The organism is Symplocastrum torsivum (assembly GCF_059505465.1).
Genome location: NZ_JCACKQ010000133.1, coordinates 122,336 through 135,273, shown reverse-complemented (window position 1 = coordinate 135,273; position 12,938 = coordinate 122,336). Strand labels below are relative to the sequence as shown.

Below are 12,938 nucleotides of genomic sequence, written 5' to 3'. Positions count from 1 at the left end.
TTTGGCTGTCTCCAGTTTGCCGTGTGTTCGCATTAGCTGACCTGTGCCTTAGTTAGTATTCTCACTAAACTACCCGATCTAATCTAACAGTTCAACCGCATCCAGATGGAAAATGTGATCGCGCCTCTTGTGTCTGAGTTTCAATGACTCAAATCTCTTGTAGGACTTGAAGGTGAATCTTATTTCCTTAGTAAGCCCCTAAACCCGCCCGGAGTTCAAACTCCGGGCTAATAGATAAAGTCCACTAAAGTGGACTGAAATCCTTGTCCTGTAGATATTTAGTCCTCTGAGCGAGGACTTTCGCTATTAGCCAAGGGTTTGAACCCTTGGCGGGTAATGCAACTACCGATAACAAGCTAATCGTTGGTTTAACTGATTACGAGTAGCCGTGCTTTCTAATGATTGAGCAACCTGAAGTGCTTGGTTGTACTGCCCTGCTTGAGCATACTTAACTGCTATTTCTTCTAGGAAACTGCCTCTATCAGCAGGGTCATCAACTTCGGTGGCGCTAATTCTGTTACCTTGGCTATCAGTCTCCACTCTGAAAACCAAAATATTGGACTCAGGTCCCTCAATCGTTTTAGCAATTTGAAAAGCTTGGGCTAAAACTTCAGTGGCTTTGGTTGTTTGTCCAGTTTGGATGTATTTGTTTGCGATCGCAAGCAGCAATCCCACTTTTTCAGCAGGTGTTTCATAGATATTGATAAATTGAAGCGCACCGTCATATCGTCCTGTTTCCAGGTATTTACTAACAATTTCCTGCAATTTATTGGTTTTCTCATAGCTATCCCGCATCGCTTGGGTAATTTTAAAAGCAACATCGTATTGTTGTGCCTTGATGTACTCGTCAGCGATCGCCTGTAAGATATAGGAATTGTCCTCCTGGGTTTGGGCGACTTGTAGCGCTTGAGATAAGAGGGCAGAAGCTTTGTCTTGCTGTCCAGAAAGAGTATATTCAATGGCAACAGCAGCGAGAGCTTCCGCTTTGTTGCTAGGAGTTTCTAAAGAATTAGCGACTTGAATTGCTTGAGTATACAATTCAGTTGCTCGGTTCGTTTGCCCCCTTTTTAGGAACTCATTGGCGATCGCAGCTAAGGTTCTTGGTTGATAGAAGTAGGTAGAACCATAGTTTTCCACCATTTGGGCAGTCTGGATTGCTTTGTCAAATTGCTGTGCTTTGGCATAGCTAAGAGCAATTCGCTGCAAGGCAACATTACGCGAACCAATATCGCTCTTATCAAGCAATTGCGTTATCTGGAGTGCTTGCTCGTTTTGTCCAGCCTCAACCGTCTTGGTGATGATATCCTGCAAAACAAACGGTTTACTAAGCTCAATGTCAACGGTATCTCCTTGAATAGCTTGGGCGATTTGGAAAGCATCCTCATAGCGTCCCACTTTGACATAATTGTCAATCATGTCCTTCAAGAGCCTAGCTTGGAAGTAAGCATCTGGCATTGCCTTAGCAGATTCGATGGCTTGAGATAGGACTTGAGACGCTTGTGTTTGTTGCCCAGCTTTCGTGTACAAAAGTGCGATCGCGCTTAAGGCTTTCGCTTTACTCTCAGGATTGTTAATCGTCTGGGCAGTATTCAGTGCTGTTTCCAGTTGTCCAGCAGCAGCATATTGAGTAATAATCTCTGCTAACAAGGTTTCTCCCACAGGACGAGCCGTTTCCACAGCTTGGGAAAATATATTAGAGGCTTTATCTTGCTCTCCAGCTTTGAGATAGTTCAGAGCAATGTCTGATAAAGTCTTTGCTTTGGCATAACCTGCATCCAAACCTTGGACAAGCTGAAGGGCTTGCTCCATCTGCCCTTTTTGGGCATATTGACTGGCAATTGCTCCTAAGACATTACTTCTGTAGAGGGGTGCATTCTCAATCGTTTTAGAAATTTCAAGGGCTTGATCATACTCTCCAGCTTGAGCATAAGCGATCGCAACCCGTCCTAAGACCTCAGCTTTGCGAGAGGGATTAGAATGCTCAAACGCTTGAGCCAATTGGAGTGACTGAGCAAGAATTGCAGGTACGGGTTCTCGTTGCCCTGCTGCTAAATATGTCTCGGCAATTTCTATCAAGGCAATCAGCTTAAACTCAGCACCCTGAAGAGAATTCACAACTTGTAAGGACTGAGGTAAGATTTCGAGGCTTTTCTGCGGCTGTCCAATCGTGGCGTAGTGATATGCGATCGCACTCAAGGTACTCGTTTTGATAAAGCTATAACCACTGCTTAGGCTTTGGGCAACGGGTAGTACTTTGGCGAGGACACTAGAAAGTTGCTCTTTTTGTTCCGCTTCCACATACAGCGCTACCAGCTTTTCTAACAGACTAGTGTCTCCATCGGGAGTAATCACAATATCCCGAACCAATTCCGCTTTCGTCTGTACGTTCTTCAAGGATGGCAACAGGTCAAGTGCTTGATTGAGCGTTTCTAAAGCTTTCTCCCTATTCCGGGAACTCGTATACTCTCTCGCCTTAACTACCAGTTCGTCAATCCTTGCCCCAGCAGGTTGGATACTTGGAGAATCACAACTACTTTGAGCAATTGTTACGGCTTGTGCTAGTTGTACCGGAGTAGCGAGTATAGCTGGGCTAAAAAAAGTAACGAGTAAAAACGTTCCTAAGCAACGAGTGCCACCCCGGAACAACAATTTTCTCATAGCGATCACCTGCCTCAATAATCTGCTTTATGCTCTACACCATGACCTAGACACAGGTTCGATAGCCACGGTTCCAGTTGAGTAGAGTCCAGAAGCTACCGGGCAATGGAGCGATAATGACCAATGAGTACCGACACCTGAAACCTGACGAGTGACTACTGACTTACAACCCTGGCATTGGCGATCGCTACCCTTAGAAAGTCGCACAGGTTCCGAAGTATTTGACTACCTGTTTCGGAATACAAATACCATTGCCACCCTGCTAGAAAGTCCCTACCCAACGCCTCAAGATCAACCTTCACCTTCTTCTCGTTATTCTCTCTGTGCTGGGATGCCCCGAACCTATCAGGGACGTCATCTGATGTGGACACCAGCCGTCGGGGAAATTTTACCCTTCCTGCGCCGCTTACTCGCTTCTAGAACAGAGAGAGAGAATTTTACCTCAGCACCCCATCACCTACCCTTTACTGGCGGTTGGTTAGGTTGGCTAGGCTATGACTTAGCTTGGGAAATTGAGCAGCTACCTTGCCTGAACCTTGATCCCTTACCATTTCCCGTTGCCTTCTGGTACGAACCAGCCACTTTTGCTGTCCTCGATCACTCTGAACAAACTTTGTGGTTAGCCGCTACGAGTGAAGCCGAACTCGACCAACTACAAAAACGCCTCGAACAATCATCTCCCATTCCCCATTCCCCATTCCCCATCCCCCATTCCCCATTCCCTACCCCCCACTTCCTCACCTCCCAAGCTGACTATGAAGCCGCTGTTGTACAAGCAAAAAAGTACATCCAAGCTGGTGATATTTTTCAGGCGAATCTTTCTCAAAGGTTTGAAGTCGCAACCAAATCTTCAAGTTGGGCAATTTATCGAGCTTTGCAACAAATTAATCCTTCACCCTTTGCCAGCTTTTGGCAAACCCCTTGGGGTGATGTGATTAGTTGTTCTCCGGAACGGCTGGTACAGCTACAAGGAAGAAGCGCCCAAACCCGACCAATTGCAGGAACGCGATCGCGTAGCACAACACCTGCAATTGACCAGCAGCTAGCACAAGACCTATTAGCGAATGTCAAAGAAAGAGCAGAACACATTATGCTCGTAGATTTAGAGCGTAATGACCTAGGACGAGTCTGCGAGTGGGGTTCCGTAGAAGTTGATGAATTATTCACCATTGAGCGTTACAGTCATGTGATGCACCTCGTCAGTAATATCACGGGTACCCTACGTGCGAATTGTGATGCTGTTGATCTAATTCGCGCCCTGTTCCCCGGTGGTACAATTACGGGCTGCCCAAAAGTTCGCTGCATGGAAATTATTGAAGAACTCGAATCCGTTCGTCGTAGCTTGTTCTATGGCTCTTGCGGTTATCTTGACCAGCGCGGCAATTTAGATTTGAATATATTGATTCGCACTCTCTTGGTCGGCAGAGGCAGGGAACAATCCAGTATTTTTACTCAAGGCTCAACTCACCCAGCACTCAATAGTGTTTGGGGTCAAGTTGGAGCTGGAATTGTCGCTGACAGTGACCCAGAACAAGAATGGTACGAGTCTCTCCATAAAGCTCAGGCTCAGTTGGCAGCGCTGACATCCACCCAGGGTTAATCTTCTACGTTTTTGACAACTCTCCGCCCTAGAAAGGGGGAGGCTTGATTACCGAGTATCTTCGGTAAAGAAAGTCAGTACCAAGTCTCGTAATAATACTGATATCCTTAATCAATGCAGACCCTAACTCTCCGTAAATACCGAAACGAGCTATTATCTGCATAGCTTGAATCGGAGCCAGTACTCCTACAATTTAGCTGACTCATTCCAATCCCCCAACTAGGGATGGGCATTTTTAGTCGGGATGTTGATGAACACCGAAACCTATCTGAATCACCCAACGTTTGGTCTGCTTTTTCGAGTTTGCATGGTTGAAGAGAACCAGGAATTGTTCACCACCCTCTATGCCCAGCGCCTATTTTTTATGGTGACAACTGGGTCTGATGGTATTAGCTTTGAACCAATTGGTCGTTCAGACGCTCGGCTTGTAGTAGAAAATCGCCTTCGTATGCTCCGCCGCACTGGTTCAACCCAGGAGTTTGAGATGCTTCAGCATATCCATAAGCAAACGTTCCAATGATATTCAGTCCGCTTGCTCACTTCCTATATAAATGAAGTAATTAATCCGACTTGATATGACTGGCTCAATTGCAGAACGCATTGCTAACATTCGTCAACAGTTACCGCCTAGCGTTCGCCTGATTGCTGTCACCAAACAGGTATCAGTGGAGGCTATGCGAGAAGCTTATGCGGCAGGAATCAGGGATTTTGGCGAAAGCCGCACTCAAGAAGCAGAAGTGAAACTTGCCCAACTCAGTGACTTACCCGACCTCAACTGGCATTTCATTGGGCATCTCCAGAGCAACAAAGTTAAAAAAGCCTTAGAGCAATTCCAATGGATTCATTCTTGTGACAGTCTGAAGCTAGCTCAGCGTCTCGATCGCTTAGCTGAAGAGCTTTCCCTGCAACCAAAAGTCTGCCTCCAAGTCAAGATTGTGCCCGATCCTGATAAATATGGCTGGACTGCCCCAGAACTACTCTCAGATCTACCAGAACTTGACACGTATAAATCGCTACAAATTCGAGGCTTAATGACCATTCTCCCCCTCGGATTATCTCAACAGGAGGCATTGCAAGTATTTGAGGACACTCGTAAACTGGCGGATAAAATCAAGCAACAAAACTGTTCACATCTTTGTATGGATGAGCTTTCAATGGGAATGTCCGGAGATTACCCTCTCGCTGTGCAAGCTGGTTCAACGATGGTGCGTCTTGGGCGAATTGTTTTTGGGGAACGGACAGCCTAAAGGTTTCCTGGAAAGATTGTCTTTACGCTCCCACTCGGTAATCTCAATTTGAAAAACCTGTTGTTAGAGTATTTTCCCTCTCTACTGCACAAAGGTAGATTTTTTATACAAAGTTGCGGTCAAATGTAGTAATTTCTCTTTCCCCCATCTCCCTATCTCCCCATTCTTGAGAGCATTAATTCGGAACCTACATAGAATTGCCTCCCCCCTCTCCCCCTCTGTCAAGGCATGGGCTAATATATTTCCAACACAACTTTATGATGGGTGTTGTCGTTCTTAACGTTACTGGGCGTTTATCACTGTGTTTTTGACTACCTGCTTTCAGGAGAGTATTGTATAGTCTTAGACTTAGTTGTGAGAGTCTCCAGTAGTGGAAATTGTTACTTAGCAGAGTGTAAGAGAGCCATTTACAGTTCTTTTCAATCTAAAAAAACATCTGTTGAACACTACAGTCTCAAAGACGATCAATAATTGGATTTTTAGCGTACAACTAAAGTTGTGATGGAGAGTGAACAATGAACAACCTTTTTACTAAGTTACGAGATTTCGTTGGTTTCAATGAACCAGTGGAATACGATGGGTACGAGTACGATGATGTGGATGGAGATTCTTACCAAAATCTCTATCAGCAGGAACAGCAAGTTCAAGCACCACCACCAGAGGAAGACCGCCCACAACGGCGGCGCGTTCGGGAGCGAACAGTTGTAGGAGCAGATGCAGGAATAGGAACCACTTCGATGAATAATGTGATTGGAATGCCTGGAGCTGTCAATGGTCTTTCAGAAGTAGCGGTAATTGAGCCGCGTTCTTTTGAAGAAATGCCACAAGTGATTCAAGCACTACGTGAGCGCAAGTCAGTAGTTTTAAACCTCACGATTATGGACCCAGACCAAGCGCAAAGAGCTGTAGACTTTGTTGCTGGCGGTACCTATGCGATCGATGGTCATCAAGAGCGAATCGGCGAAAGTATTTTCTTGTTTACACCTAGCTGTGTTCAAGTCAGTACTCAGTCGGGTGTTGTTAACGAAGTCTCTTCGCCACAGATGCGTACTCAGCGTCCAACAGCGCCTGCCCCAGCTTGGGCAGCGGAACAAGAGCGGATGGCACAGTAATAACAAGCTTGAGACTGTAGATTGGGTCTAGAAATCCAAAATCCAAACTCTCTTAACAAGGGGTGCTAAGAGTGTCTATTAAGCTTGGCGTGATTGGTGGCGGGGTGATGGGAGAAGCTCTTTTATCCCGCCTACTCGCTCAGGAGCTTTACCGCTCTGACGAGGTCTTGGTGAGTGAGCCACAAGCCAAGCGACGGGAATTTTTGGTACAAGAATATGGTGTCCAAGTGACATCAGATAACCGAGCCACGGTGGCGGCATCGGATGTTTTGTTGTTGGCAATTAAACCTCAGATATTTGAGGCAGTAACAACAGAACTGTTAGAAGGTAACGCGAAGGTCAGTCAAAGGCAAGAGTCTCAGCCAGTGGTGGTTTCAATCTTAGCGGGTGTATCGTTGAGCCAACTGGAAGCGGCTTTTGGCACTCAGCCAGTTATCCGAGCAATGCCCAATACACCAGCAACGGTAGGGGCGGGCATCACAGCGATCGCATCCGGTAAAACAGTCACACCCCACCATGTCGAACAGGCAACAGCGATTTTCCAAGCCGTTGGTGAAGTGGTAGAGGTGCCAGAGTCCTTGATGGATGCGGTAACGGGTTTATCGGGTTCAGGCCCCGCGTATGTCGCCATTATGATTGAAGCTCTCGCCGATGGCGGTGTAGCGGCGGGATTACCAAGAGCGATCGCATCTAAGCTCGCCCTCTCTACCGTACTAGGGACAGCTCAGTTGTTACAACAATCAGAATTACACCCAGCGGAACTCAAAGACCGCGTAACTAGCCCTGGTGGTACCACAATTGCTGGAGTTAGTCAATTAGAGCGTGCTGGTTTTCGCTCAGCACTCATTGAAGCTGTGCTAGCCGCCAAAACGAGATCAGTGCAGTTGGGGCAGTAGCATTTTGCTCATGGGATTAGTGGCGAGACAAACGATTGAAAGTTGCTAGCGTTTCATGAGGTAGCTCATATATCTCTTGTCTCCAATTTGGCAGAGTAGAAATGTCTGCACTAGAAGGCAAAGCGATGACCCGCTCAACCATTAATCTTGAAACAGCTACTGGACATCAGGTGATGGCAGCAGCCGGGAAGAAAATTCTGCGACCTGGTGGTAAAACAGCAACTGAAGAGGTTTTTAAGTGGGCTGCATTCAAACCGGGAGAGACAGTTTTAGAGCTTGCTGCCAGCTTTGGTTATAGTGCGATCACCCTGGCAAAGCGTTATGGTGTTCGGGTTGTGGGAGTAGAAAAAAATCCTGAGAGCGTTGCCCGTGCCCGTGCCAATATTCAAGCTGCTGGACTGGAATCGCAGGTGCAGGTGATTGAGGGTGATATTTTCCATTTAGAGCAGATTCCAGGACAATTTGACTACGTGCTGGCAGAAGCAATTCTGACAATGCAATCGATTCCAGGCAAAACGAAAGTTTTGCAAGGCATTCACGATCGCCTCAAGCCTGGGGGCAAATTTCTCTCCCATGAGTTGCTGGCAAACGATCGGGAAGAAGAGATTCATCGTGCCCTAGCAGCAGCGATTCGCGCGAACTCTACACCCTTGTCTGAAACCAAGTGGATTGCGGCTTGTGAAGCAGCCAATTTACACGTCTTACACCATCAAACAGGAGCGATGGGACTGCTCAACCCGGCTCGAATTATTCAGGATGAAGGATTGATTGATGCAATCAAATTCTTCTGGAATGTACTGACTCAGCCCAAAGTACGCGATCGGCTGCTGACAATGCGGGGTGTCTTCAAGCAATACGAACGGGAATTAGGCTACATCATTTTGTGTGCAGAGCGAAAATAAATAGGAGATGAACGATGACTACAACAGTACAGAATTCTCAATCTTTCGTTATTCAACTGAAAGACAAAATTGAATATGCTGAAACAGGGGTACTTAGCAAAGTATTACTGAAAGTTCCCTATTGCCAATACACCCTCTTTTGTCTGGCAGCCGGAACTGATATCGCGGAACACACCTCAACTCGCAACGCTGTTGTCCAGGTGATTGAAGGACAGGGAACGCTGACGCTGGAAGGACAAGACATAAACTTGGAACCTGGTGTTTTTGTCTTTATGCCTGCCAATGCACCCCATGCGTTAAAGGCAGAAGCGAATCTGGCGTTTCTCTTAACCCTTTCGGCTGCAACATAGCCTTTCAATGCTTTTTGCCATTAACTACAGGCGTTTGATCAGGATTCCTGGCTTGCGCGATTGCCTACAGCACTAGCGAAGCTGATCGCATCGGGTTCTACCGTTCCGTGAGCGATCGCGTCTAACCCATCCCAGTCGAGTATGGTAATTTTTCCACCCCGACTGTAGGAAGCAACAGAATGCAGTTGCTTAAACAGACGCACACATTCCTCATAGGTGATGCCAATGCTACGAGCAATTTCATAATAGGAAAGTTGTAGGCGCAGACAGGCTCCTTGCCCACCGATTTGGGTTCCTGGTTCTCCGGCAGAATATTGGATGAAACGCGCTAACCGGATGATCGCTCGTTCTGAAACCAACCCATGTACCATTTCATGTAACTGTTGGAGACGCTGGTTAAATACCGCCATCATCTTCAGTGCGATTTCTGGATTCGCTTGAATCACTGCCAGCAATGCTTCTCGATCAACCATCAGCACTTGAGCCTCACTCTCAGCGCTCACTGTAGCAGGCGCAATGCCATTACCAAAGAGGGCTGGAGCCGCAAAGATATCGCCACCTGTCAACGTCCGCAGAATGGTTTCTTTACCACTGGTTGCTGTTTTAGAAACTCTCAGTAATCCGTTAATTAGGGCATAAAGACGGGGAGGTAAGCGATCGCCCTCATGAGAGACAATTTCATCGGTTTGATAGGTTTTAACAACAGTGTGGGGCTGTAAGTTCGCGAGTTGTTCTGGCTGTAACTGAGTGAACACCGAAATCGATGCCAGTTGCTCAACAGTTGCTTTCATAAATTTAGGCTTTAGAAATTTACTTTTTAACCTGTGAACCTATCTTTTCCATAGAAAATCTGTATCAAAAAATACAGAACACCCGATTCATTCAATCCTTTAACATTGTTTAATAGAATCTGGTACTGCAATTAGTTCTGACCATGCAAAGAAAAAGAAAATTGCCGGGATACCAGAAATCTTTTACGTTTAAGCTAATTAGGGGGCTTTTGCCTTTAGGACGACAAAGTATTACTCAAGTCAAGTCCAGGATATTGAAGGAGGCTTCTGCTAAGCCGTTCTGGGATTCCTATCAACAAATCTTGCTGTCTTATTTTGGCAGTTTTTTAGGGATTGCGGTGCTTACCTATCTGACGATTCACAGTGGTTATCCGCTTATTGCGGCACCGTTTGGTGCAACGGCTGTTCTGGTATTTGCTGTACCTGATAGTCCAATGGCTCAACCGCGCAATGTGATTGGGGGAAGCTGTATTGCTGCGATCACCTGCGTTTCATTGGTGCAGCTTTTTGGTTCAGAAGCGTGGGTGATGGCTTTGGCAGTAGCGACTGCCATCAAGCTCATGCAGTTAACTAGAACACTGCATCCGCCGGGAGGAGCGATCGCTCTGTTAGGTGTGACCAGTCAGGCATCCTGGGATTTTGTTTGGACTCCTATTTTGGCTGGATCGCTTGTGCTTGTTTTTTGCACGATTATTTTCAATAATTTAGTTTCAGGTAAGCCCTATCCCAAACATTGGTTTTAATTGCTGTTGGCTTCTTGTGGTAAGGGCTGACCTAATTGAGGCTCTGTACCTGCAAGGATACGCTGGATGTTGCTGCGGTGTCGATAAATAACGTATGAGCCAGCCGCGATCGCAAATAGCTGATACGGTAGTGGTTGCTTGAAAAGAATCATCAATATAGAAACAGCGATCGCACCCGTAATTGAACCCAAAGACACAATTCGCGACAGCGCAAGCACAACAGCAAACACGCCTAACGTTCCCAATCCCACGGGCAAGGACATCGCCAGTAAAACACCCAAGCTCGTAGCGACAGATTTCCCGCCTGTAAAGTTCAGCCAAATTGACTTACTGTGACCTAATATGCCAGCAAAGGCAGCTAAAGCGACTAACCAAGGTTTCCAGGTAGAAGGTACGACTTGTGTCATTGGCAAGGCATAGAAAGCATCTACCAGAGCGATCGCGCCAACTCCCTTCAAGGCATCAATGAGTAAAACCACTAACGCCGGTCCCTTTCCTAGTGTCCGCAAAACATTAGTTGCACCCGTAGAGCCAGACCCCTGCTCCCGAATATCAATCCCCTTGAGTAACCTCCCTACTGTATAACCCGTAGGGGTTGAGCCTAGTAAATAAGCAGTCAGTAAGAGTAAGCCACTCAATATCAACTCAAGCACCATTATCGTCTCTCCTCAATTAGTTTTTAGCGATTAGCCTAAGTGAGCGATAGGAAGTAAGGGGTACAATCCCTCACTGAACTTTAGTTCACTGGCTCCCGTTCATGTAGGGTTAGAATCCTCATCTGAACGGCATCCTGAACTCCTCCTTTCAACGACTCCTCTAGTAACCTCACTAACCGCTAATAGCTAATTTAATACTGGTAGGTAGACATCTGTTGAGGATCGGGAGCAAAAGCTAACCAAAAGGGAAATTGCAGCATAGAGAGACTAATTTCGTCTTCTGTTTCATCAACAATAATCAATGGTATGAGCTTTTGTGTCAGCAATCGGTCAGCTTTTTGCACCAATGCCGGAGGCTCTTCAAATAAAGTTATACCCCGTTCTGGACCAAAATCCGCTCTAGAGATACCCAAGCAGTCCTGCAATCCTCTGCGCCACTCTCCTAATCGCTCAGGGGTATTCGCAATGATCAGAGTCCGTAAGCGATCGCTATAGAGTGTACGCAAAACAGAAATAGTTGCCGAGGCAACCAAAATATTTTGTAAGCGGCTACCCATTGTTTTAATCGCACCACGTCCACCTTGGGTAAAAAACCAATTAGACACTCGTTCTGCATGAACTGGCTCAAACGTCCGACGCAGTTGCCAAGGGGGACCATAGTAATCCGGTAACGTCCGGTATTGGTCGAGGATTTTACGAATCTGTCTAGTTTGATCTTGGAACGCCTGTTCAGCAAATTTGGGTAAGGGAGCATTTTCCGGTTCACGCGATTCTTCTATCGCTGCTGCTCTTACTGGTTCATTCGCTGGGGCTAAATCCAACTGCTCAGCAGCGCTGGCTAAGTCTTGTAAACTACCAACCAAATAATCTTTAAAGCCTTGGACTCGAATCGCTAGTTCCTGAGAGACACCCGCAAAGCTGGTTCGCATCTCTGCTCGAATGCGCTCCCGACGACGTTCTAGTTGCTCAACGGAAATTTGTAGCGCCTGCTTGCGCTGCTCTAGCTCAGTTAATCCTTCTTGCACCATTCGTTCCACAGCCGCTTGAGTTTGTGCCAACTGATCGGCAAGGATGCGGCTTTGAGTTTCTTGTAGAACAGAAATTTTCTGTCTCAACTCCCGTTCTTTGCGCTCAAGCTCAGCAACTGTTTGAGCTAAGTCAGTAGTTGTCGGGTTGTTATCTATGGGTTGCCCAATTGTGGCTAAGATTGGTCGTTCCTCTAAATCCCCTGATTCTTCCGGTACTTCTATTTGTGCGATCGCAGGTTCCGGCTCATCTCCAGGTAGCCTTAAATCTAATGAGGTACTTGATTCCTCTACATTGCCCACTTTGGCAGTGGATACTACCCCATCATCGGGTCGCTGTATACCCAATTGAAGTGGGGGACGCGGCTCCTCTTGAGCAGATGCCTTAACTGTTGGTTGTTGTTGCTCTAGCTCATTGAACGACTCAACCGATTGCTGTTGTTCATGCTCTTGTTCGTGGTTTTTTGATTCGTCTGAATTCATCTAACAATTAACAATTAACGACTAACCAATCCCTACCTGATGCAAGTCTAGTAACGGACTTAGATTCTGGGACAGCGTTGCTCTAGACAAGTTTGTAGCATCTTCGGGTCAAATAAAACTGGGAGGAAGTGAATGCTCTTGACTTCTTTGAAGTAAAACAAAATCGGGACTTTCGACCAAAAGATTCGCCAGTTTTGCCAGTCTCGATAGGGGAAGCGCCGGAGCAGTGTATCAGACCGATAGATATCCAACGCTGTCTCTGTAAATACTAGACGGATTGTTGCTGCCTGAAACATCAGAAACAGCCCCAAAAGCGCGATTATGGAACAGGCTGTTAAAGCGATCGCCAAACCTATCCATTTTTGCAGGAGCAACACTGGCAAGGCAGCAATAATCAAGATTAAAGGCAGTTTGTAACTGGGCGTTAGCTCAATGATTTGTGTCGATGTAGAAGAAGCAGCAGAAGTCACTTCGC

13 protein-coding genes are annotated in these 12,938 nt (G+C 46.5%); 8 read left to right on the top strand and 5 right to left on the bottom strand.

Annotated elements, in window-relative coordinates; genetic code table 11:
* Positions 1-342 precede the first annotated feature (342 nt).
* Positions 343-2,658 (bottom strand): tetratricopeptide repeat protein, encoded by a 2,316-nt coding sequence (locus AC5JL3_RS34475; protein WP_496078747.1) that lies wholly within the window; start codon positions 2,656-2,658, stop codon positions 343-345.
* A gap of 151 nt (positions 2,659-2,809) precedes the next feature.
* Between AC5JL3_RS34475 and AC5JL3_RS34470 the strand changes: the two genes are divergently transcribed.
* The 7 genes from AC5JL3_RS34470 (at position 2,810) to AC5JL3_RS34440 (ending at position 8,765) form a co-directional block, all read left to right on the top strand.
* Positions 2,810-4,258 (top strand): anthranilate synthase component I, encoded by a 1,449-nt coding sequence (locus AC5JL3_RS34470; RefSeq protein ID WP_496078746.1) that lies wholly within the window; start codon positions 2,810-2,812, stop codon positions 4,256-4,258.
* A gap of 250 nt (positions 4,259-4,508) precedes the next feature.
* Complete coding sequence (gene pipX / locus AC5JL3_RS34465) at positions 4,509-4,778, top strand: transcriptional coactivator PipX (protein ID WP_496078745.1); 270 nt, start codon at positions 4,509-4,511, stop codon at positions 4,776-4,778.
* A gap of 55 nt (positions 4,779-4,833) precedes the next feature.
* On the top strand, positions 4,834-5,505 hold the full coding sequence (locus AC5JL3_RS34460; protein ID WP_496078744.1) for a YggS family pyridoxal phosphate-dependent enzyme: 672 nt from the start codon (positions 4,834-4,836) through the stop codon (positions 5,503-5,505).
* A gap of 515 nt (positions 5,506-6,020) precedes the next feature.
* Positions 6,021-6,617 carry a cell division protein SepF gene (locus tag AC5JL3_RS34455; RefSeq protein ID WP_496078743.1) on the top strand — a complete coding sequence of 199 codons (597 nt, stop codon included), beginning with the start codon at positions 6,021-6,023 and terminating at the stop codon, positions 6,615-6,617.
* Positions 6,618-6,724: 107 nt separating this feature from the next.
* A complete protein-coding gene (gene proC, locus AC5JL3_RS34450) occupies positions 6,725-7,513 on the top strand; it encodes a pyrroline-5-carboxylate reductase (RefSeq protein ID WP_496078758.1) in 789 nt (262 codons plus the stop codon).
* A 101-nt stretch (positions 7,514-7,614) separates the two neighbouring features.
* Positions 7,615-8,415: an SAM-dependent methyltransferase gene (locus tag AC5JL3_RS34445; RefSeq protein ID WP_496078742.1), complete on the top strand. Its 801-nt coding sequence runs from the start codon at positions 7,615-7,617 to the stop codon at positions 8,413-8,415.
* Between the two features lie 14 nt (positions 8,416-8,429).
* Positions 8,430-8,765, top strand: a complete 336-nt coding sequence (locus tag AC5JL3_RS34440) for a cupin domain-containing protein (protein WP_496078741.1) — start codon at positions 8,430-8,432, stop codon at positions 8,763-8,765.
* Between the two features lie 38 nt (positions 8,766-8,803).
* Here the strand turns inward: AC5JL3_RS34440 and AC5JL3_RS34435 are convergent, their stop codons facing one another.
* The gene (locus AC5JL3_RS34435) at positions 8,804-9,556 is read right to left on the bottom strand and encodes a Crp/Fnr family transcriptional regulator (RefSeq protein ID WP_496078740.1); all 753 of its coding nucleotides are present in this window, start codon (positions 9,554-9,556) and stop codon (positions 8,804-8,806) included.
* A gap of 143 nt (positions 9,557-9,699) precedes the next feature.
* On the opposite strand from AC5JL3_RS34435, the gene AC5JL3_RS34430 reads away from it, so the two are divergent.
* Positions 9,700-10,299, top strand: coding sequence for an HPP family protein (locus tag AC5JL3_RS34430; RefSeq protein ID WP_496078739.1), 600 nt, complete (start codon positions 9,700-9,702; stop codon positions 10,297-10,299).
* On the opposite strand, the gene plsY is transcribed toward AC5JL3_RS34430, so the two are convergent.
* The 3 genes from plsY to AC5JL3_RS34415 form a co-directional block, all read right to left on the bottom strand.
* Positions 10,296-10,955 carry a glycerol-3-phosphate 1-O-acyltransferase PlsY gene (gene plsY / locus AC5JL3_RS34425; protein ID WP_496078738.1) on the bottom strand — a complete coding sequence of 220 codons (660 nt, stop codon included), beginning with the start codon at positions 10,953-10,955 and terminating at the stop codon, positions 10,296-10,298. The two genes, AC5JL3_RS34430 and plsY, sit on opposite strands and share 4 nt — an antisense overlap.
* A 191-nt stretch (positions 10,956-11,146) precedes the next feature.
* Positions 11,147-12,463, bottom strand: coding sequence for a DUF3086 domain-containing protein (locus tag AC5JL3_RS34420; RefSeq protein WP_496078737.1), 1,317 nt, complete (start codon positions 12,461-12,463; stop codon positions 11,147-11,149).
* Between the two features lie 59 nt (positions 12,464-12,522).
* Positions 12,523-12,933 carry a DUF3119 family protein gene (locus AC5JL3_RS34415; RefSeq protein ID WP_496078736.1) on the bottom strand — a complete coding sequence of 137 codons (411 nt, stop codon included), beginning with the start codon at positions 12,931-12,933 and terminating at the stop codon, positions 12,523-12,525.
* Positions 12,934-12,938: the final 5 nt, after the last annotated feature.